Origin of the sequence: Streptomyces sp. NBC_01707 (assembly GCF_041438805.1) — a bacterium.
Lineage (GTDB): Bacteria > Actinomycetota > Actinomycetes > Streptomycetales > Streptomycetaceae > Streptomyces.
Window position 1 is genome coordinate 6,723,081 of the sequence record NZ_CP109190.1, and the last position, 21,471, is coordinate 6,744,551.

Sequence of the window (21,471 nt, forward strand, 5' to 3'; positions counted from 1 at the left end):
GAATCGCAGCCTGGTACCAGAGTGTCTTTATCCTGGTACAAGCGGCACCTGGTACAGGGCCGGGTCATTCGGCAGGCTGGGAGCATGACGACGATGGTGACCGAAGCGCAGCAGATGCCCCACGGTCCCGGGCCGGCGGGTTCGGCCGAGCCGCCGGAGACCGAGGTCCGGCGGCAGGAACTCGCGGGCTTCCTGCGCAGTCGGCGCGAGCGCATCACCCCCGAGCAGGTGGGTCTGCCACGCGGCCGCCGCAGGCGCACCCCCGGGCTGCGCCGCGAGGAGGTCGCCCAGCTCTCCGCCGTCGGCGTCACCTGGTACACGTGGCTCGAACAGGCACGGGACATCCAGGTCTCGCCGCAGGTCCTGGACGCCCTCGCCCGCGCCCTGCTCCTCGACCGGAGCGAGCGCAGCCATCTGTTCTCCCTGGCGGGCGCCGTCGACCCCGCTCCGGGTACGGAGTGCCCGAGCATCACCCCGGCACTGCGCGAGATGCTGTGGCAGTTGGACCCGATCCCGGCCTGTGTGCAGAACAGCCGGTACGACATCCTCGCCTACAACAGGACCTACGGACGGCTGCTCTGCGACCTGGACGCCGTCGCCCCCGAGAACCGCAACTGCATGGTGCTGTCGTACACCGACGAGAACTGGCGCACGTCCGTCGTCGACCTCCCCGAGATGAACCGGGTGATGGCCGCCAAGTTCCGCGCCTCGATGGCCGAGCATCTCGCCGAGCCCGCCTGGAAAGCCCTGCTCAAGCGGCTGGAGACGGCCTCACCGGAATTCCGGGAGATCTGGGCGCGCCACGAGGTCGTCGGCCCCGGCGGCCGGACCAAGCTCTTCCGCAACGCCCGGGTCGGACTGGTGCGCCTGGACCACACCGACCTCTGGCTCGGCCCGTCGACGGGTCCGCGCATGGTGACGTACGTCCCCGCCGACGAGGAGTCCCGGGAGCGGCTCGAGCGCCTTCACGCCTTGGCGCTCGCCGAAGCCTGACCTCCGTACCCGGCCCCGGCCCCGGCCTCGGTCCCGGCGGGGGCTTCCAGCCGTGCGGCGGTGCGCCGCGCCGTCTCGCGGGCCCACCGCCCACTGGTCAGGGCCCCCACCAGCAGAACGGCCAGACCGCAGCCGGTGATGATCCACCAGGCGGGCTTGCTCGCGTCCACGAAGGCGGTGGCATACCCGGCGCCGTGCGGGGAACCGCTGCCGGCCACACCCGCGGCCAGCACCGCACCGATCACGGCGACGCCCAGCGTCCCGCCGATCTGCCGGCTGGTCGAGGCGACCGCCGCCGCCACGCCCGCCTGAGAGCGCGGCATCCCGGAGACGGCGGTGTTGGTGATCGGCGCGTTCACCATGCCGAAGCCGAGACCGAACAGCACATAGCCGGTGAACAGCAGCACGTTCTGCGTCTCCGCGTCGAACGCCGCGAACAGCAGCCCGCACGCCGTCATGGCCGCACCCGCCACGAGCAGCGAGAGCCGCGGTCCCCGGCTGCCGACGAGCCGCCCCGACAGCGGGGCGCAGACAAAGGTGAGAGCGGCCATCGGCAGCATGTACAGACCGGCGTGCAGGGCGCTCAGGCCGCGCACGTTCTGCAGATACAGCGTGTTCAGGAAGAGGAAGCCGCTCAGGGCGGCGAAGGCGCAGACCGCGATGGCGGTGGCGCCGCTGAACGGGGCACTGCGGAAGAACCGCAGGTCGATGAGGGGCTCGGCGCGCCTGGGCTCGTACAGCAGGAGCCCGATCAGGGCGCACGCGGCGAGCGCCGCGAAGCCCAGGATCTGCGGCGAGGCCCAGCCGGCCGAGGGCGCCTCGATGATCGCGTACGTCAGTGCACCGAGGAGCGCGATCACCAGCAGCTGTCCCACGGGGTCGGGGCGGCGCGGTTTCGGGGCGCGGGACTCGGGGACGTACCGCCAGGTGAGCAGCAGCGCGACGAGACCGACCGGCAGATTGATCCAGAAGATGGACCTCCAGCCGACGGAGTCCACCAGCAGGCCGCCGACCACGGGTCCCGCCGCCATGGAGATGCCGACGACACCGCCCCACACACCGATGGCACGGGCACGCTCGCGCGGGTCGGTGAAGGTGTTGGTGATGATCGACATCGCGACGGGATTGAGCATCGAGCCACCGACCGCCTGCACCATCCGGAACGCGACCAGCGACTCCAGGTTCGGCGCGACGGAGCAGAGCACCGAGCCGAGCGTGAAGAGGACGAGCCCGATCTTGAAGACCTTCGCCCGTCCGATCCGGTCGGCGGTGGAGCCCGACAGCATCAGCAGTGAGGCGAGGACGAGGGTGTAGGCGTCGATCGTCCACTGCATGCCGGCCACGGTCGCGTGAAGCTCCCGCTGCATGGAGGGCAGAGCGACATTGAGGACGGTGTTGTCGAGACTGACGATCAGCAGACTCATGCAGCAGATCGCCAGAACCAACTGCCGTCGGCGGTGGGTGAGCTCAGGCATACATAGATAGTACGGTTAACTAACGACTGCTGTCGCCGGGAGACCCCGACGGGCGCCCCCCGGTACATCCGTCCGGCGCCGTCGCGGGTACGGACTGCGCCCGTGCCGCGGTGCCTGCCGAAGCTGCCTCCGCCGTACGCGACAATGGAGCAATGACCACGCTCGCCCCCTCGCCCCCGCTGCTCCGGATCGGCCCGCACACCTTGCAGCCGCCGGTGGTGCTCGCACCCATGGCCGGCATCACCAACGCGCCGTTCCGCACCCTGTGCCGGGAGTTCTCCGGCGGCAAGGGGCTGTTCGTCAGCGAGATGATCACGACGCGGGCGCTGGTCGAGCGCAACGAGAAGACCATGCAGCTCGTCCACTTCGACGCCAGCGAGACGCCGCGCTCGATCCAGCTGTACGGAGTGGACCCGGTCACGGTCGGCAAGGCCGTCCGCATGATCGTCGACGAGAACCTCGCCGACCACATCGACCTGAACTTCGGCTGCCCGGTCCCCAAGGTGACCCGCAAGGGCGGTGGCTCGGCGCTCCCGTTCAAGCGGCCCCTGCTGCGCGCGATCCTGAACCAGGCGGTCTCCAATGCCGGCGACCTGCCGGTCACCATCAAGATGCGCAAGGGCATCAACGACGACCACCTCACCTACCTCGACGCCGGCCGGATAGCGGTGGAGGAGGGTGTCACGGCCGTCGCGCTGCACGGCAGGACCGCCGCGCAGCACTACGGCGGTACCGCCGACTGGGACGCGATCGCCCGCCTCAAGGAGCACGTCCCGGAGATCCCCGTCCTCGGCAACGGCGACATCTGGTGCGCGGACGACGCCCGCCGGATGATGCGCGAGACCGGCTGCGACGGCGTGGTCGTGGGCCGCGGCTGTCTGGGGCGCCCGTGGCTCTTCGGCGACCTGGTGAGCGCGTTCGAGGGCACGCAGACGCGGCAGGCGCCGACGCTGCGGGAGGTCGCCACCGTCATGCTGCGGCACGCGACGCTGCTGGGGGAGTGGATCGGCGACGAGACCCGTGGCGTGATCGACTTCCGTAAGCACGTGGCCTGGTACCTCAAGGGCTTCTCGGTCGGCTCCGAGATGCGCAAGAAGCTCGCGGTCACCTCGTCACTGGACGAGCTGGGTGCGCAGCTGCACGAGCTGGACCTGGACCAGGCGTGGCCGGACGGGGCCGACGGGCCGCGCGGGCGCACCTCGGGCAACAACCGGGTGGTGCTGCCGGACGGCTGGCTGAAGGACCCCTACGACTGCTCGGGTGTGAGCGCGGAGGCGGAGCTCGACACATCGGGCGGCTGAGGCGACGGAGCCGGTTCGGACAGGGCCCTGCGGAGGGTGTCACTCGACCCCCCGCGGGGCCCTTCCGTGTCTCCGGCGTCAGGCACCGGGTGCCCCTTCCCCGCGGCTGCTCATCTGAGCGCAGATCGGATGCGAGTTGGAGGCGAACCCGGCGGTGCGGGGTGCCATGCCGGGCGATCGGGGCGCGCCGCTCCCTTTTCACTCGCCGTGCGCGGTCGTCCTATGACCATGCGTAGGCCTCGAGGTGTCCGGATGATGACATCTGAGCGCCTGGTGCGGCGTGATTCTCGCCACCCCTGAGGCCTTCGTTGCTCAGATGAGCGGGATTTTGGGGACTGCATTTCTCAAATGATGGCACTCGGTGCCACCCGACTTTACTTTGATCGATCGACGCATCCGCTACCCAGTGTGCCGAATCTCTGCCATCCCGAATGCTCTGAGTGATTATGGGTTCAAGAGTCGAATGGCGGCGTCCGGGAGGCGGAACCGTACGCAACTTTCGATCTGCTGGCGGACGAGTGGTTAAGGCCGTATGACGCGCAAGTGGACGTACCCAGACACCTTCGATCTGGGTATGTTCCTGGCCGTCAGGGCAGCCACCCGCGTCCTCGAGGAGTCGAGACCCGTGTCGGAAAACAAAGATCCCCACGTATCCACCCCGGAGCTCCAGGGTCAGAAGTTCGTTTATGACTTCACCGAGGGCAACAAGGATCTGAAGGACCTGCTCGGCGGGAAGGGCGCCAACCTCGCCGAGATGACCAACCTCGGGCTGCCCGTCCCTCCGGGCTTCACCATCACCACCGAGGCGTGCAAGGTCTACCTCGACAGCGGCGAGGAGCCGAGGGCGCTTCGCGACGAGGTCAGTGCGCACCTCGACGCCCTCGAGAAGCAGATGGGCAAGAAGCTCGGTCAGGCCGACGACCCGCTGCTGGTCTCCGTCCGCTCCGGCGCGAAGTTCTCGATGCCCGGCATGATGGACACGGTTCTCAACATCGGCCTCTCCGACGAGTCCGTCGTCGGCCTCGCCGCCCAGGCCGGCGACGAGCGGTTCGCGTGGGACTCGTACCGCCGCCTCATCCAGATGTTCGGCAAGACCGTCCTCGGCGTCGACGGCGACCTCTTCGAGGAGGCGCTGGAGGCCGCGAAGCAGGCCAAGGGCGTCACCGTCGACGTGGATCTCGACGCCGCCGACCTGAAGAAGCTGGTCAAGCAGTTCAAGAAGATCGTCACGCGGGACGCCGGACGCGACTTCCCGCAGGACCCGCGCGAGCAGATGGACCTGGCCATAAAGGCCGTCTTCGACTCGTGGAACACCGACCGGGCCAAGCTCTACCGCCGCCAGGAGCGCATCCCCGGCGACCTCGGCACGGCCGTCAACGTCTGTTCCATGGTCTTCGGCAACCTCGGCCCGGACTCCGGTACGGGGGTCGCGTTCACCCGAGACCCGGCCAGCGGCCACGCCGGCGTGTACGGCGACTACCTGCAGAACGCGCAGGGCGAGGACGTCGTCGCCGGTATCCGCAACACCGTCCCGCTCGCCGAGCTCGAGTCGATCGACAAGAAGTCGTACGACCAGCTGATGCAGATCATGAAGACGCTCGAGACGCACTACAAGGACCTGTGCGACATCGAGTTCACCATCGAGCGCGGGCAGCTGTGGATGCTCCAGACCCGGGTCGGCAAGCGCACCGCCGGTGCCGCCTTCCGGATCGCCACGCAGCTGGTCGACCAGGGGCTCATCGACGAGGCCGAGGCGCTGCAGCGGGTGACCGGGGCACAGCTGGCGCAGCTGATGTTCCCGCGCTTCGACGAGGACGCGAAGACGCAGCTGCTCGGCCGTGGCATCGCCGCGTCGCCGGGAGCCGCGGTCGGCAAGGCGGTCTTCGACTCGTACACCGCCGTCAAGTGGTCCCGCTCCGGCGAGAAGGTCATCCTGATCCGCCGGGAGACCAACCCCGACGACCTCGATGGCATGATCGCCGCCGAGGGCATCCTGACCTCCCGCGGTGGCAAGACCTCGCACGCCGCCGTCGTCGCCCGCGGCATGGGCAAGACGTGTGTCTGTGGCGCCGAGGAGATCGAGGTCGACACCAAGCGGCGTCGGCTGACCGTCGGCGGGACCGTCGTCGAGGAGGGCGACATCGTCTCCGTGGACGGCTCCACCGGCAAGGTGTACCTCGGTGAGGTCCCCGTCGTCCCGTCCCCGGTCGTCGAGTACTTCGAGGGGCGGATGCACGCGGGCGCCGACGACGCCGACGAACTGGTCGCGGCCGTGCACCGGATCATGGCGTACGCCGACCGCGTCCGCAGGCTGCGGGTGCGGGCCAACGCCGACAACGCCGAGGACGCGCTGCGGGCCCGCCGCTTCGGCGCCCAGGGCATCGGCCTGTGCCGCACCGAGCACATGTTCCTCGGCGAGCGCCGCGAGATGGTCGAGAAGCTGATCCTCGCGGACACGGACGAGGAGCGCGAGACCGCGCTCGCCGAGCTGCTGCCGCTGCAGAAGGCCGACTTCATCGAGCTGTTCGAGTCGATGGACGGACTGCCCGTCACCGTACGGCTGCTCGACCCGCCGCTGCACGAGTTCCTGCCGGACATCACCGAACTGTCGGTACGCGTCGCGCTCGCCGAGTCCCGCAAGGACGCCAACGAGAACGACCTGCGTCTTCTGCAGGCGGTGCACAAGCTGCACGAGCAGAACCCGATGCTCGGTCTGCGCGGCGTACGGCTCGGTCTGGTCATCCCCGGCCTGTTCGCGATGCAGGTCCGCGCCATCGCGGAGGCGGCCGCGCACCGCAAGAACGCCAAGGGCGACCCGCGCGCCGAGATCATGATTCCGCTGGTCGGCACGGTCCAGGAGCTGGAGATCGTCCGCGAGGAGGCCGACCAGGTCATCGCCGAGGTCGAGGCGGCCACCGGCACCTCGCTGAAGCTGACCATCGGCACGATGATCGAGCTGCCGCGCGCCGCGCTGACCGCCGGTCAGATCGCCGAGGCCGCACAGTTCTTCTCCTTCGGTACGAACGACCTGACCCAGACGGTGTGGGGCTTCTCCCGGGACGACGTGGAGGCCTCGTTCTTCACCGCCTACCTGGAGAAGGGCATCTTCGGGGTGTCACCGTTCGAGACGATCGACAAGGACGGTGTGGGCTCCCTCGTCCGCAGCGCGGTCGCGGCCGGCCGGGCCACCCGCCCGGACCTCAAGCTCGGCGTCTGCGGCGAGCACGGCGGCGACCCGGAGTCGGTGCACTTCTTCCACGAGGTGGGCCTCGACTACGTCTCCTGCTCGCCGTTCCGGATCCCGGTCGCGCGCCTGGAGGCGGGCAGGGCTGCCGCGGAGTCGAAGGGCAGCGACAGCCGTTGATCTGAACCCGTCCCGGACTCCAGGGCTGTCGTCGGCTCACACCCTCACCGACCCGACGACGGCCCCGGACAACCAGGAAGCGGCGGCACCCTGTGCGGGGGTGCCGCCGCTCCGTCATGTCCGGCCGCCGCCACGGCGGGTGCCGGGTTCTGTGGGCGGATCGTGTGCGGAAACGGTCGGTCATGAGTGGCCGTGGGTGAATGGGTCACCCAGCCTGGCGCAAAGAAAAAAGGCGCAAGCGCTTTCGGTGTTCGCCGTTCGCTCCTCGGCCCATTGCATCGTTCAATACGCAAAGATATAGGCGGTGAACGGACCGGGGTGCGGTCCATGGATCCCCACCCATGGACCGCACCCGGCTTACCCCCGTCGGACACGGAGCCGCACCGTCCGCCGACCGCCGCCGAACGAGCAAAACCCCCCACGGCCTTCACTCGCTCTTCCGGTCGGCTCAGGTTTCGTGCCCGACGTCGTACAGCTTTTCCGGTGACGGTGGGGTTCGGCGAGACGTTTCACCTCTGGCCGAAACCCCGTGGTGACGTCCTGTGACGGTGCGCATACTCTTGAGCGGGGGAAATTGCGGATGCAACAGATGGGGGTTCGGTGCTGCGTATCCATGTGTCCGGGATGGACCTTTCCAAGGTGCGGATGGCCACACGGCCGGACGCATTGTGGGAAACCATTCTGAGTTTTCACCGGCTCAGGGACCGGCGCGCCTCGACGGTGTTCGGGAAATGGCGTACGGAAACCCGGCCCCGGTTGAATGGTGAGACACGCCTGCTGGGAGCCCTCGTGCCACCCCGCGGCTATTTCCCGGACTTTCTGACGCCCTCCCGGGAAGGCAGCGAGCCGCACGGCTTCGACGACGGGATGGAGGCGCTGCGCGACACCCCGGCCGAGCGGCTCCACGCCGAACTGGGCCTGCTGCGCGCCGACCGCCGTGAGCCCGGACGGCCGTTGTCGCTGGGCGGGCGGCCGGGCGGCGGGCACGGCTCCGGGCGCGGGGCGCGGTCCGGTGGCGTACGGCCCGCGGGGGGACGGCCGGGGGACGGCCGGCCGGTGCCGCCCGTCCGGTTGGACGCGCTCTCCGAAGGGCGGAGCGAACCTCTCGGGCGGCTCATCACCACCCTGCGCAGCTACCACCGCGCCGCCGTCGAGCCGTACTGGCCGCACATCCAGGCGAGCATCGAGGCCGACCGGGCCGTCCGTGGCCGCGCCCTCCTCGACGGCGGTGCCGACGAACTCCTCGCCTCCCTCCCGTCCATGATCCGCTGGCGCGCCCCGGTGCTGGAGGCGGACTATCCCGTCGACCGCGAACTGCACCTGGACGGCCGGGGGTTACTGCTCCAGCCGTCGTTCTTCTGCCGGTCCACCCCGGTCGTCTACCGCAACTCGAAGCTCACACCCGTCCTCGTGTACCCGGTCACCCACTCCGCCGCCCCGGTCTTCGCCGAGCCGGGCCCGGGACCGTGGCTCGGCAGGCTCCTGGGCAACACCCGGTCGGCGGTCCTCCAGGCCATCGGCACGGGCTGCACGACCAGCGAGCTCGCCCGCCGGGCCGGGGTGTCCCTCGCCTCGGCCAGTCAGCATGCGTGCGTGCTGCGCGAGGCAGGGCTCGTACGCACTCTGCGGCACGGCAGTTCCGTCCTGCACACGCTCACCCCGCTGGGCGGCTCGCTCCTCAGGGGAGGTGCACCGCTCGCGCTGTCATGACGGGGCGGACGGCTCGGCGGGTGGGGACACTCCGCTCAATGGGTGGGGCGGGCCGCTCCGGATGATTTCCCCGCCCGTCGCGATGAGTTCCGCGCCGACCCGCCGTCTACCCTTCGACCGCGCTCACAGGGAGTGCCGCCGAGGAGAAGAGACGGACATGACCCAGATGATCTTCGTGAACCTGCCGGTCAAGGACCTGGAGAGAACCAAGGGCTTCTTCGGCAAGCTCGGCTTCTCGTTCAACCCGCAGTTCTCCGACGAGACCACCGCGTGCCTGGTCATCAGTGACACCATCTTCGCCATGCTCATCACCGAGCCGCGCTTCAAGGAGTTCACCAAGAAGGAGATCGCCGATGCCTCGAAGACCACCGAGGCGATCATCGCGCTCAGTGCCGAGAGCCGCGAGGAGGTCGACGACCTGGCCGACACGGCGCTCGCCTCCGGGGGCTCGCCCGCCAACGAACCCATGGACCACGGGTTCATGTACGGCCGGTCGTTCCAGGACCCCGACCACCACATCTGGGAGGTCGTGTGGATGGACCCGGCCGCAGTCCAGAGCCAGGGCTGAGCCGTCCGGGCCGGGCCGCAGCGCTCGCCCGGGGCCGGTCAGGACCTGAGGGCCGGCCAGGTCACCCCGGTGAGCTGCTCGGACGCCACCCACAACCGTTCGCCCGCCACGTCGTTCAGCGTCCAGCGCGCCCGCCAGGACGGGGCGGGCGCACCCCGCCAGCCCAGCAGCTTCGGACCGGTGAACGAGTCGGGGCGCACGCCGGGTGCGGTGGCCGCGTACAGCGTCGGCAGCGCACCGGACGACGCGGGCTGGGCAATGATCCGGTTGCCCAGTTCGAAGACCCGTTCCGCCGCCTTGCGGTTCTCCATCCGTACGCCCGCGGTCTGCAGATTGGTCGCCGCGTAGCCGGGGTGTGCGGCGGCGGCCACGATGTCGGAGCCGGACGCCGCGAGCCGGCGCGCCAGCTCATGGACGAAGAGCAGGTTCGCGGTCTTCGAGCGGCCGTACGCGGTCCAACGGCGGTAGTTTCGCTCGCTGTTGAGATCACCGATGTCTATGTTGGACGCGGCGTGCATCGCGCTGGACACGCTCACCACCCGGGCCCTGGGGGTGTCGAGCAGCTTGGGCAGGAGCAGGCCGGCCAGAGCGAAGTGCCCGAGATGGTTGACGCCGAACTGGGTCTCGAAGCCGTCGGCCGTCCTTCCGTACGGCAGGGCCATCACACCCGCGTTGTTGATCAGCAGATCCAACCGGTCGGACGGGTACGCCGTCGCGAACTCCCGCACGGAGGACAAATCGGCCAGATCCAGGGGCGCGAACTCCACCCGTGCGCCCGGTACCGCAGCCCGGATACGCGACTCGGCCTCCTTGCCGCGGCGCTCGTCACGGCACGCGAGCAGCACCCGCGCGCCGCGGCGCGCCAGCTCCCGTGCGGTGACGAGTCCGATGCCGCTGTTGGCTCCGGTGACCACGGCCGTACGGCCGCTCTGGTCGGGGATGTCGCTCGCGTTCCAGCCCTGGGTCATGGATCAAGCGTACGGCCGGGGCTTGTTGGCCGGAATCCGCTGCGGAGCGTTCCTGTCCCGGTCCTCGCGGCACCCGTCAGACGGCGCGCACGGCGAAGACCGGGACGTGTGCCTCGTCGTCGTCCAGGCAGGTACCCGTCGCCAGGTCGAAGCGTTGCTTCAGCAGCGGCGAGGCGACGAACGGACGTCCCTCGGCGGACCCGACCAGTCCGCGCGAGAGAACGTACGCCCCGGTGAACGGATCGCGGTTGTCGATCGCGTACGCGCGCCCTGCGCGGTCGACGAACAGCGCGACCTGCCGGCCGTCCGGGAGGAGCGCGGCGATACCGCGCCCCGGAGTCAGCCGCGCCAGCTCGCAGACCGTGATCCAGTCCGTTCCGTAGGCGAGCTGGAGCAGTGATGTCTGCTGTGTCGTCTCCATCGTCTGTGCGGTCATCGGGAGGAGGTCCCTTCGAGAGTGCGGACAGCGAGAACCGGACCGGCGAGGATCTCCAGGTCGGGCTTGACCTGGTCGCGTTCCGGGACGAACCGCACCGACGGGTCGGGTGCGTCGGGTGCGTTGACGAAGGTGACGAACCGCCTCAGCCGCTCCGGGTCGTTGATGGTCTCGGCCCACTCGTCGCGGTAGCCGGCGACATGGTCGGCCATCATCCGCTCCAGCTCCTCGCAGAGCCCCAGTGAGTCGTGGACGACGACGTCCCGTACGTGGTCGAGGCCGCCCTCGATGCGGTCCAGCCAGGTCGAGGTGCGTTCCAGACGGTCCGCGGTGCGGATGTAGAACATCAGGAACCGGTCGATGAGACGCACCAGTTCGGCGTCGGAGAGATCCTGGGCGAGCAGGTCCGCGTGGCGCGGTTCGGCGCCGCCGTTGCCGCCCACGTACAGGTTCCAGCCGCCCGCGGTGGCAATGATCCCGAAGTCCTTGCCCCGGGCCTCCGCGCATTCCCGGGCGCATCCGGACACCGCCGACTTCAGCTTGTGCGGCGAGCGCAGCCCGCGGTAGCGCAGCTCCAGGTCGATCGCCATCCGTACCGAGTCCTGCACGCCGTACCGGCACCAGGTCCGGCCCACACAGGACTTGACCGTACGCAGCGACTTCCCGTACGCGTGCCCGGACTCGAAGCCGGCGTCCACCAGACGCGTCCAGATCAGTGGCAGCTGGTCGACACGGGCGCCGAACATGTCGATCCGCTGGCCCCCGGTGATCTTCGTGTAGAGGCCGAAGTCGCGGGCGACCTCACCGATCACGATCAGCTTCTCCGGGGTGATCTCGCCTCCCGGGATGCGCGGCACGATCGAGTACGAGCCGTTGCGCTGGAGGTTGGCGAGGAAGTGGTCGTTCGTGTCCTGGAGGGCCGCCTGCTCGCCGTCCAGCACATAGCCGCTCGCGCCGAGTGTCGGAGCCAGCGACGCGATGATCGAGCCGACGGTCGGCTTGCAGATCTCGCAGCCGTCCCCGCCGCGTGCTGCCTCACGGCCGTGCGAGTCGAGCAGCTGCGCGTACGAGGCGATGCCGAGGGTTCGGACGATCTCGTACAACTCGCTGCGGGTGTGCGAGAAGCAGCCGCACAGGCCCTTGTCCTGGCTCTGCGGCAACAGCTGCCCGATCACCTTCACGCAACTGCCGCAGCCGGTACCGGCCTTGGTGCACTTCTTCACCTCGGGCAGGGTGCTGTGCTCGCAGATCGAGCCCTTGGTGACGTTGTGGCAGGAGCAGATCACCGCGTCGTCCGGCAGCGAGGACGGGCCGAGCGTGACCGGGCCGCCCGCACCGGCCGGCAGCACCAGCTGCTCCGGGGCCACCGGCAGGACCGTACCGGTCATCGGCCGCAGCGTGCCGTACTGCTCGGCGTCTCCGACCAGCACCCCGCCGAGCAGGGTGCCGTCCCGGCCGATCACCAGCTTCTTGTAGACGCCGGTGCGGGAGTCCGCGTACACCACGTCGAGGCAGCCCTCGGCCGTGCCGTGCGCGTCGCCGAACGACGCCACGTCCACCCCGAGCAGCTTCAGCTTCGTCGACAGATCGGCGCCGGTGAACGCCGCCGTCCTGCCCGCGATCACCTCGGCGGCCGTCTGCGCCATCTCGTAGCCGGGCGCGACGAGCCCGTACACCCGGCCGTCCGAGGCCAGCGCGCATTCGCCGATCGCGAAGACCGACGGGTCGGAGGTGCGGCACTCCTCGTCGACGACGATGCCGCCGCGCGGGCCGACCGGCAGACCGCAGTCGCGGGCCAGCTGGTCGCGGGGGCGTACGCCCGCCGAGAAGACCACCAGGTCGGTGGCGAGCGAGGAGCCGTCGGAGAGTGCCATGCCGGTCACCGCGCCGTCCTCGCCCGCGGTGACCTCCTGCGTGCCGACGCCCGTGTGCACGGTGAGGCCCATGGACTCGATGGTGCGCAGCAGCGCCGCGCCACCGCCCTCGTCGACCTGCACCGGCATCAGCCGCGGCGCGAACTCCACGACGTGCGTGTCGAGCCCGAGCCCCTTCAGCGCGCCCGCCGCCTCCAGCCCGAGCAGTCCGCCGCCGACCACCGCACCGGTGGTCGCCGTCCTCGCGTACTCCTCGATGGCGAGGAGGTCCTCGATGGTGCGGTAGACGAAGCAGCCCGCGGCGTCCTTGCCGGGGACCGGCGGCACGAAAGGGTACGAGCCGGTGGCCAGCACCAGCGTGTCGTACGCGAAGGTCTCCCCGGAGCGTGCGGTGACCGTACGGGCCTCGCGGTCCACGCTCTCGGCAGGGTCGCCGAGACGCAGCTCGAAGCCGTGCCGGTCCATGAAGTCCGGTTCGGCGAGCGACAGCTCGTCCGGGGTCCGCCCGGTGAAGTACGAGGTGAGCTGGACGCGGTCGTAGGCGGCGCGGGGCTCCTCGCAGAGCACGACGACCCGGGCGGTGCCCGCGGTCGCGGTCAGTCCGCGGTCGGCGAGCGCCTCCAGGAACCGCTGGCCGACCATGCCGTGTCCGACGACCACGATCGTGGGCACCGGGGCGGTGTGGTCGGTCGGGGGAGTGGACACCGGCATCTCAGTAGCCTCCGTCGTTGGTGAGCAGATGGAGCAGGGACGTTTCGGCGGGGAGCGGTTCGTCGTCCTCCCAGGTCCGGGCGAGCGTGCCGACCGCGGCGAGATCGCCGAGCAGCACACCGCCTGCCAGCCGGTCGCCGCGCACCACGACCGAGCGGTACGCGCCGCGCGTGGCATCGGCGAGCCGGACGACGTCGTCGCCGGGCAGTGGCCGGGACTCCCCGAACGCGGCCAGATCGAACGGGCCCGCGGGGCCGGCGACCGGACCGTGCAGAGTGAGCCGGGTCAGCGCGCGGGTCCCCTCGTAGCGGGCGGGCCGCCCCGCCAGCACCTGGGCGAGCACATCGGACTGCTCCAGCGCCGGGCCCGCCAGGCCGTACACGGCGCCGCGGTGCTCGGCGCAGTCGCCGATCGCATGGATGTACGGATCGGAGGTACGCAGCTCGTCGTCGACGACGATGCCCCGGCGCACGTCCAGTCCGGCCGCCTGCGCGAGCCCGGTCCTGGGTCGTACCCCGCAGGCCAGCACCGTGATCTCGGCCGCCAGCTCGTAGCCGTCGGCCAACTCCACCGCCCGCACCGCGCCGTCGGCGCAGCGCAGCCCGCGAACCCGGCACTCGGTGTGCACCTCCACACCGAGACTCTCCAGGTGGCGGCGGAGCAGCCCCGCCGACTCGGCGTCCAGCTGCCGCTCCATGAGGTGCTCGCCCTGCTGGGCCAGCACCACCTGCGCACCGCATGCGGCGAGCGCCCGGGCGGCGGACACACCGAGCAGTCCGCCCCCGATGACGACGGCGCGCACACCCCGGGTACCGGCACGCACCGCTTCCCGCAGCGCGAAGCAGTCGTCGAGCGTACGGAACGCATGCACCCCGTCCGGCATCGTGGTGCCGAGCCCGCGCAACGGGGGCAGCACCGGGTTCGACCCGGTGGCCAGCACCAGCCGCCCGTACCGCACGACGCTTCCGTCGTCGCAGTGGACGAGCCGGTCGGCGCGGTCGATCCGCACCACCCGCACCCCGCGCCGCACCTCGGCGGGGGGCAGGGCGATGACCTCGGCCGCGTACCGCCCGGCCAGCACCTCCGCCAGCAGCACCCTGTTGTACGGGGCGTGCGTCTCCTCGCCGATGACGGTGACGCCGGGCATCCGGGCGGCGAGCCGCGCGCCCGCCATCCCGGCGCCGATCACCACCACACCTGCCGCGTCCGCCGTCGCTGTCGTCATGGTGAGCAGCCTGTGCGACGGGTGTTACCCGACCGGATCCTCACTGTTTCCCGGGAGGAACCTTGCGCTCAGCGTCTCCGGAAGCCGTCTGTGAGGGCGCTGAGGTGCGGGAACCTCAGAGTTGGCTCAACTTTCCGGGGATCCGGGCGGGAAAGTTGGACGGGACACGTATCTCGTCCTTAAAGTCGCGACCATGCCCGACATCACCCTGACCACCCTTGTCGTCCTCTGCCTCGCCGCTGCCGCCGCGGGCTGGATCGATGCGGTGGTCGGCGGTGGCGGACTGCTTCTGCTGCCCGCGCTGCTGCTGGGCCTGCCACACGTCCCGGCCGCGCATGTCCTCGGCACCAACAAGGCGGTCGCGATCGTCGGTACGTCGGGCGCCGCCGTGACCTACGCGCGCAAGGCACCGGTGAAGGTCGGGACGGCCGTCCGGATCGGGCTCATGGCGCTGGCCGGATCGATGACCGGAGCCTTCTTCGCCGCCGGGATCAGCAGTGACGTGCTGCGTCCGGTCATCATGGTGGTGCTGCTGGCGGTCGCGGCGTTCGTGATGCTGCGGCCGCAGTTCGGCAAGGAGGCCGCGGGGGCCACGGACCGCAAGGTCACCCGGGCCCGTACCGTCACCGCGATCGTGCTGGTCGGCGGCGGCATCGGCTTCTACGACGGGCTGTTCGGACCCGGCACCGGCACGTTCCTGGTGCTCGCGCTGACCGCCGTGCTCCACCTCGACCTGGTGACGGCGTCCGCCACCGCCAAGATCGTCAACGTCTGCACCAACGGCGGCGCCCTCGCGATGTTCGCCTACCAGGGCAATGTCATGTGGCAGCTGGCCGCGCTGATGGCGGTGTTCAACCTGGCGGGCGGGCTGCTGGGCGCGAGGACGGCGCTCCGGAAAGGCAGTGAGTTCGTCCGGGGCGTCCTGCTGGTCGTGGTGTTCTCCCTGGTCGCGCGACTTGCCTTCGACCAGTGGTCGTAAGGGTGCGGACGGGGGTCACCGCACGCCCGTGAGGTGCGCGTACGCCACCACATTGCCCTGGTAGCCGGTGGTCTTCGAGAAGCCGCCGCCGCAGGTGATCAGCCGCAGCGAGGCGTTCGGCGAGGGGCCGTACACCCTCTGGTCGGGGAAGTCCTTGTTCGCGTACACCTCGATGGCGTCGAGCGAGAAGACGGCGGTGTGCCCGTCCCGGCGGTCCACCTCGATGGTGCTGCCCTTCGCCAGGGAACCCAGGTTGTAGAAGACCGACCGCCCCTGCGCGTTGTCGACATGACCGACGACGAGGGCGGTGCCCTTGGCGCCGGGCGGGGTGCCGTCCTTGTACCAGCTGACGACGTTACGGTTCTCGGCCGGCGGCACGGCGAGACTGCCGTCGGGCCTGAGCCCGAGCCGGATCATCGGGGCGTCCACCCTGATGCTGGGGATGCGGATGCGGACGGGTGTCGAGGGGCGCAGCGGCTCGGCGACCGGTGAGCCGGGCTGCACTTCGGGACCGGCCGCGAAGGCCTGGGCCGCGGTCGGCTGTGGCGGCATCAGCTGAGTTTCCGAGCCGTTCCGGATCAGCCAGATGCCGAACAGCACTGCGACGGCGACCAGCCAGCCCTTGGCCTTCTGGGACACAGTTGTCCTCCGGGGTGGAGAAGGTGGTAATGGGTCCCGTCCCGGTGGCGCGAGGCCACCGGGACGGAATCCTGGCGGTGACGGGGGCGTGGATACGCCCCCGTCAGCTGCCGGCCTGCGTGCCGCTCGCCCGACGACGCAGGAGCCAGGCTCCGCCGACGGCGGAGGCGGCGAGAACGCCGACGCCCGCCGCGATCTGGGTGGTGTCCGGGCGGACGGAGCCGCCTACACCAGTTTTGACGTGCCCGGAAGGACCGCTGGGCGAGCCGTAGCTGTCGCCACCGCCGTTTCCGGTGTCGCCGCCCCCGTTCCCGTTTCCGTTTCCGGTGTCGCGTCCGCCGTTTCCGTTTCCGGTGTCACGTCCGCCGTTCCCGTTCCCGGTGTCGCGCCCCCCGTTCCCGTTTCCGTTTCCGGTGTCGCGTCCGCCGTTTCCGTTTCCGTTTCCGGTGTCGCGTCCGCCGTTTCCGTTTCCGTTTCCGGTGTCGCGTCCGCCGTTCCCGTTTCCGGTGTCGCGTCCCCCGTTGCCGTTGCCGTTCCCGGTGTCACGGCCGGTGTTGTTCCCCGTGTCGCGCCTGGGTGAGGTATCGGATTGCCCGGTGGAGGTGCCGAGCCCGAAGGGGTTCGCGTTCCCGAGGAGGTTCTCGCCCCTGGCGGCCAGGTCGTCGAGGGAAGGCACCTGGGACCCGCCGCCCGGGTCGTCACCGGAGGCGTTGTCCTGCCCGGTGTCCCCACTGTCGTGCTGTCCGGTGACCTTTCCCGCACCGGTCGTCTCCGGCACCCTGAACGTGTGGGAGAGCGCCTCCTCCTCGGTGGCCGGTGCCAGTGTGAGTACCCCTGCCTCCAGGGAGTCCGCATGCCCGGTGGCCCTCGCGGCGTTCCCGGAGGGCATGGTGCCGACCGGGTCCCCCGAAGCCGCGGCGGCCGGAGATATCTCCGGTGAACCGAGCTCTCCTGCGTACGCTGACGGCGCGGCGGTGAAGAGGCCGATCGCAGCAGCGGTGAGAGCTGCGGCGGCGGTGCCGGTCACGAGGCGGGCAGGACGGGGCATGGGGGGTTCCTCCGAGCGAAGGCGCTGGCTGGTGTCTCCTGACTCCGAGCTAACGGGCGGCCCGCCATCCACGCCTGCTGACGTCGAGTCAGCTTTCACTCGATCAGCCCGGCCCTGCCTCCTTGCCGGGAGGTATATCTGCAGGTCAAATCCCTGATCGGGGAGGGGGTGGCCCGCCCCGCGACACGCCGTGCCGATTGGGTGACGACCTTCGCGGCATGAGTGGTGTACGTCACATGCATGACCTGGCCGACCCCGGGCACACGCACATCACCCCCCACGGGACGGCTCCTTCGGCCGCCCGGCCGCCGTCCTCATCGGACCCACTCCCCCCTGGGCCCGATGGGGACGGCCTCCTTTTCGGGGTGAGGTCGAGCGGGCCTGGCGACCGCGATGCGGTCGGGCCGGGTGGGAGCCCCCGGAGGTGCTGCGCGGGTGGCCTCAGAGGGTGTCCCAGGGGGCGCCCTCGTACGCCAGCCCCACCTGCTTCATCAGTTCCTCGTCGACGGTGAACTCCGCGTCGTCGATCCGCCGGATCGGTGCGATGCCCTGCGAGTTGGTGAGGAACGCCGACCGGAAGGCGCCGATCCCGTCCAGCGTCACGGGCCGCCGTACGGACGCCAGACCGGCCCCCGGAAGCTCCTGTTCCAGCAGGGCCATGGTGACGCCGTGGAGTGACGGTGCGGCGGGCCAGACGACCGAAGTTCCGTCCCAGAAGGCGATGTTGGTGATCGCGCCCTCGGTCACCGTTCCGTCCGGTGCGGTCAGCAGCGCCTCGTCGAAACCGGAGCGCGCGGCGAGCCGCCCGTAGTACGTCTGGCCGAACTCGCCGGGGCGCTTGATGTGCGGCGCGGTGCGGACGTACGGAACGGACATCAGGCTGTGCGGTTCGGGGGACTTCTGCGCCGGTCCGCGCACCGTGACCATGACCGTCGCCTTCGCGTCGCCGGGTGGCAGGAAGGCGTGCACCCGGGTCGAGGCGTCCCGTATGCCCGCACCGTCGAGTGCGTGCCGGATCAGGTCGCGGATCCGTCCGCCGTCCAGGCCGTGGTCGAACAGTTCCTGGTTCGCGGCGTCCAGCCGGGCCAGGTGGAAGGCGAGGCCACGCACCTTTCCGTCCCTGACCTGCATGGCCGTGAAGTGGCCGTAGCTGGAGAAGGCGGGGATCAGGAGATCCGCCTCGGTTGCTGCGTGTCCGTTGAACTCGGCGTACAGGGGTGCGGCGGTCGTCATGTGTTCCACCGTATGCCGAAGGAGTGGACGATGCGGCTTGACCTCAACCTTGGTTGACGTACGAATCTCTCCGCATGGAACTCATGACACCTGCCCCGGTCGCATCCGCCACCACCGCACCCCTGAAGGTCGCGGTCATCCTGGCCAGCAACCGAGAGGGCCGCTTCGCCCCCGTGATCGCCGACTGGTTCCTCTCGCGTACGGCGGACCACCCGGACATCGAGACCGACCTCGTCGACATCGCCGACCTCGATCTCCCGTACGCCCTCTCTCACCGCCCCGGACCCGACGCGACTGCACAACTGGCCGAGATCACACCCAGGTTGGCCGCTGCCGACGCCTTTGTCGTCGTCACCCCCGAGTACAACCACTCGTTCCCCGCCCCGCTGAAGAACCTCATCGACTGGCATCGCGCCGAATGGCAGGCCAAGCCCGTCGCCTTCGTCTCGTACGGGGGAGTGTCCGGCGGTCTGCGGGCCGTCGAGCACCTCCGCCAGGTCTTCGCCGAACTGCACGCCGTCTCCATCCGCGACACGGTGTCGTTCCACAACGCGGGCGCCCTGTTCGACGACGACCGCAGGCACAGGGATCCGGCGGCCGTGGACGCGGCGGCGAAGACGTTGCTCGATCAGCTCGTCTGGTGGGGGCAGGCGCTGCGTGAAGCCAAGGCGGTTCGTCCGTACGGTGATTGACGGTGGATGAAGCCGACGCAGGTCCCGAGGCGGGCAGTGGCTCCGGGACCTGCTCCAGGTCAGCCGACCGACACTGCCGACCAGGCCGCAGCCACCGCGTTCTGCTCCGCGCCGCCGGCGCCGTACAGGTCCTTCGCGGCGTTGAGCGTAGCGGTGCGCGCGCCCGCGTACTTGGTGGAGGACGTCATGTAGACGGTCAGCGCCCGGTACCAGATCTTGCCGAGCTTGTCCTTGCCGATACCGCTCAGCGTCGCGCCGTTGCACGTGGTGCCGTTGTGCTGGACGCCGCCGATGACCTTCGGACCGCTTCCCTCGGCCAGCAGATACGCGAAGTGGTTGGCGACACCGGACGAGTAGTGCACATCCAGATTGCCGACCGAGGAGCTCCAGCAGTCCGCCGAGTTACCGTCCTTGGAGGGCTGGTCCATGAACCGCAACGCGGCCTTTCCGAAGCCGGGCTTCACGATCTTCTCGCCGATGAGGTAGTCGCCCGGGTCCTGCGAGTTGTTCGCATGGAATTCCACCAGTGTGCCGAAGATGTCGGAGGTGGCCTCGTTGAGACCGCCCGACTCACCGGAGTAGGTGAGGGCCGCCGTCTTGGACGTCACGCCGTGCGACATCTCGTGCCCGGCCACGTCCAGCGCGACCAGCGGTCCGAACGTCGAGCCGTCGCCGTCCCCGTACGTCATGCAGAAGCAGCTGTCGTCCCAGAAGGCGTTGTTGTACCCGTTGCCGTAGTGCACCCGGTTGTACGAGCCCTTGCCGTCCCCGGCGATGCCGTTCCGGCCGTGCACGTTCTTGTAGTAGTCCCAGGTGGTGTCCGTGCCGTACTGGGCGTCGACCGCCGCCGATGCGCGGTCGGAGGTGGTTCCGCTGCCCCAGTGGTTGTCGGCGTCGGTGAACAGCACCGCGGGCGCCCGGCTCCAGCAGATGGTGAGGATGCAGCCGTCGGTCTTGTTCTGTGCGTCGCCGGAGTAGGTGTTGCCGCGCGTCGCGTCCTTGAGCTGGTACGTGGATCCCGACTGGGTCGTCTGCAGCGGGACCGTACCGCTGTACAGCGACCGGCCGTCGCCGGACGCCGTCTCCAGGCTGTCCCAGGCGTCGATCTGCCGGCCCGTGCGGGCGTCGGTGAGCACCACGCGGGCGACCGGGTTGCCCAGTGAGTCCTTGCCTGCCGCCTCGGTGCGCCAGGCCAGCTTGGGCGCGCCGTGCAGGGCGTCCACGACGAGCTGCGGCTGTGCGGCGACCTTGCTGAGCTTCAGGCCGCGGTTGGCCGAGCGCAGTGCGGCCGCGCCCAGGTCGGCGGCGCCCGACGCGGAGAGGGCCGGGGTCACGGTCGGCACGGCGAGATCGCCGCGGACGGCCCGGTCGGCGCTCCGGTACGCGCCGTCGGGCGCGAGGTGGACGACGAAGTCGCCGCCGAGGACGGGCAGGTTGCGGTAGGTGCGGTCGTAACGCACATGCTGGCTGCCGTCCTTGTCGACGACCACATCGCGCACCGCGGTGTCCTGGGAGCCGGTGAGGCCCAGTGCGGTGGCATGCCCGGTGAGCGCGGCCTCGGCGTGACGGACGGCGGCGGCGGGGCTCGGGGCCGGGTGACCGGCCGCGGCTGCGCCCGTGGTCGCGGTGAGGGCGGAAGCAAGCAGGGTGGCGCCGACGGCGGCTATGCCGAGCGGGGTGAGGCGCGATGCGTGCCGAATCGATCTCATCGGACTCCTCGGAGTGCGGGGGGAAGGGGCGATCTGAGCGGTGCTTCTGAGTTCGCCTCAGATTTAAGGGTTCATGACATGTCATGTCCATACCGCAACGGTGATGAAGGAGGACACGGCACCGAACCGCCCCGACAATCGACGAGAAGGACACGCCACAGGCACAAGATCCGAAGAGCAGAGCCGAAGAGCTGAGGAGACCGACGGTGACGACGCCGGCATGGCTGACCGTTCTGACCACCACGGACAGCGAGGAGAAGGCCCACGCCCTCGCCCAGGGCGCGGTGGAGGCGCGGCTCGCGGCATGCGCGCAGATCTCCGCGCCCGTCACCTCCGTCTACCGGTGGCGGAACGCCATCGAGACCACGGAGGAGTGGCAGGTGCTGTTCAAGACGGTGGCCGAGCGCTACGACGAACTGGAGGAGCACCTCCGGGCGGCGCACGACTACGAGACCCCGGAGATCATCGCGACGCCGGTGGTACGGGGAAGCGACGGCTACCTCGCCTGGGTGACTGCGGAGACTGCCCCGGTCACGGCCCTCTGAC

Annotated in this window: 17 protein-coding genes; 8 read left to right on the forward strand and 9 right to left on the reverse strand. The window is 70.1% G+C overall.

Annotation, left to right across the window (positions count from 1 at the left end; translation table 11 throughout):
• Positions 1-84 precede the first annotated feature (84 nt).
• Positions 85-993 carry a helix-turn-helix domain-containing protein gene (locus tag OG963_RS30115; RefSeq protein WP_371799666.1) on the forward strand — a complete coding sequence of 303 codons (909 nt, stop codon included), beginning with the start codon at positions 85-87 and terminating at the stop codon, positions 991-993.
• Here OG963_RS30115 and OG963_RS30120 read toward each other — a convergent pair.
• Complete coding sequence (locus tag OG963_RS30120; protein ID WP_093930258.1) at positions 966-2,468, reverse strand: MFS transporter; 1,503 nt, start codon at positions 2,466-2,468, stop codon at positions 966-968. The two genes, OG963_RS30115 and OG963_RS30120, sit on opposite strands and share 28 nt — an antisense overlap.
• A 152-nt stretch (positions 2,469-2,620) precedes the next feature.
• On the opposite strand from OG963_RS30120, the gene dusB reads away from it, so the two are divergent.
• The 4 genes from dusB (at position 2,621) to OG963_RS30140 (ending at position 9,411) form a co-directional block, all read left to right on the forward strand.
• On the forward strand, positions 2,621-3,769 hold the full coding sequence (gene dusB / locus OG963_RS30125) for a tRNA dihydrouridine synthase DusB (protein ID WP_371799667.1): 1,149 nt from the start codon (positions 2,621-2,623) through the stop codon (positions 3,767-3,769).
• 625 nt (positions 3,770-4,394) lie between these two features.
• A complete protein-coding gene (gene ppdK, locus OG963_RS30130; RefSeq protein ID WP_093774855.1) occupies positions 4,395-7,133 on the forward strand; it encodes a pyruvate, phosphate dikinase in 2,739 nt (912 codons plus the stop codon).
• Positions 7,134-7,733: 600 nt separating this feature from the next.
• Positions 7,734-8,843, forward strand: coding sequence for a helix-turn-helix transcriptional regulator (locus OG963_RS30135; protein ID WP_093774438.1), 1,110 nt, complete (start codon positions 7,734-7,736; stop codon positions 8,841-8,843).
• A gap of 157 nt (positions 8,844-9,000) precedes the next feature.
• The gene (locus tag OG963_RS30140) at positions 9,001-9,411 is read left to right on the forward strand and encodes a VOC family protein (protein WP_093930257.1); all 411 of its coding nucleotides are present in this window, start codon (positions 9,001-9,003) and stop codon (positions 9,409-9,411) included.
• 38 nt (positions 9,412-9,449) lie between these two features.
• Here OG963_RS30140 and OG963_RS30145 read toward each other — a convergent pair whose 3' ends face one another.
• From OG963_RS30145 to OG963_RS30160, 4 genes are all read right to left on the reverse strand, one after another.
• Positions 9,450-10,379, reverse strand: coding sequence for an oxidoreductase (locus OG963_RS30145; protein ID WP_093774442.1), 930 nt, complete (start codon positions 10,377-10,379; stop codon positions 9,450-9,452).
• Between the two features lie 76 nt (positions 10,380-10,455).
• On the reverse strand, positions 10,456-10,815 hold the full coding sequence (nirD, locus tag OG963_RS30150; RefSeq protein WP_093774444.1) for a nitrite reductase small subunit NirD: 360 nt from the start codon (positions 10,813-10,815) through the stop codon (positions 10,456-10,458).
• Positions 10,812-13,400: a nitrite reductase large subunit NirB gene (nirB, locus tag OG963_RS30155; RefSeq protein ID WP_093774446.1), complete on the reverse strand. Its 2,589-nt coding sequence runs from the start codon at positions 13,398-13,400 to the stop codon at positions 10,812-10,814. Before nirB ends, nirD begins: the two co-directional genes overlap by 4 nt.
• 1 nt (position 13,401) lies before the next feature.
• Positions 13,402-14,625, reverse strand: a complete 1,224-nt coding sequence (locus tag OG963_RS30160; RefSeq protein WP_093774448.1) for an NAD(P)/FAD-dependent oxidoreductase — start codon at positions 14,623-14,625, stop codon at positions 13,402-13,404.
• Between the two features lie 193 nt (positions 14,626-14,818).
• Between OG963_RS30160 and OG963_RS30165 the strand changes: the two genes are divergently transcribed.
• The gene (locus OG963_RS30165; protein WP_030925813.1) at positions 14,819-15,604 is read left to right on the forward strand and encodes a TSUP family transporter; all 786 of its coding nucleotides are present in this window, start codon (positions 14,819-14,821) and stop codon (positions 15,602-15,604) included.
• A gap of 15 nt (positions 15,605-15,619) precedes the next feature.
• On the opposite strand, the gene OG963_RS30170 is transcribed toward OG963_RS30165, so the two are convergent.
• From OG963_RS30170 to OG963_RS30180, 3 genes are all read right to left on the reverse strand, one after another.
• Positions 15,620-16,243, reverse strand: a complete 624-nt coding sequence (locus tag OG963_RS30170; protein WP_093774450.1) for a class F sortase — start codon at positions 16,241-16,243, stop codon at positions 15,620-15,622.
• 103 nt (positions 16,244-16,346) lie between these two features.
• A complete protein-coding gene (locus tag OG963_RS30175; RefSeq protein WP_371799668.1) occupies positions 16,347-17,291 on the reverse strand; it encodes a hypothetical protein in 945 nt (314 codons plus the stop codon).
• Positions 17,292-17,732: 441 nt separating this feature from the next.
• Positions 17,733-18,524, reverse strand: coding sequence for an aminotransferase class IV family protein (locus OG963_RS30180; protein WP_093930254.1), 792 nt, complete (start codon positions 18,522-18,524; stop codon positions 17,733-17,735).
• Between the two features lie 74 nt (positions 18,525-18,598).
• On the opposite strand from OG963_RS30180, the gene OG963_RS30185 reads away from it, so the two are divergent.
• The gene (locus OG963_RS30185) at positions 18,599-19,216 is read left to right on the forward strand and encodes an NADPH-dependent FMN reductase (RefSeq protein ID WP_093774456.1); all 618 of its coding nucleotides are present in this window, start codon (positions 18,599-18,601) and stop codon (positions 19,214-19,216) included.
• A gap of 59 nt (positions 19,217-19,275) precedes the next feature.
• Here OG963_RS30185 and OG963_RS30190 read toward each other — a convergent pair whose 3' ends face one another.
• The gene (locus tag OG963_RS30190; protein ID WP_319324989.1) at positions 19,276-20,925 is read right to left on the reverse strand and encodes a M4 family metallopeptidase; all 1,650 of its coding nucleotides are present in this window, start codon (positions 20,923-20,925) and stop codon (positions 19,276-19,278) included.
• 206 nt (positions 20,926-21,131) lie between these two features.
• Here OG963_RS30190 and cutA point away from each other — a divergent pair, with 206 nt between their 5' ends.
• Entirely contained in the window at positions 21,132-21,470 is a 339-nt protein-coding gene (cutA, locus tag OG963_RS30195) for a divalent-cation tolerance protein CutA (RefSeq protein WP_093774460.1), read from the forward strand.
• The last annotated feature ends 1 nt before the right edge of the window (position 21,471 follow it).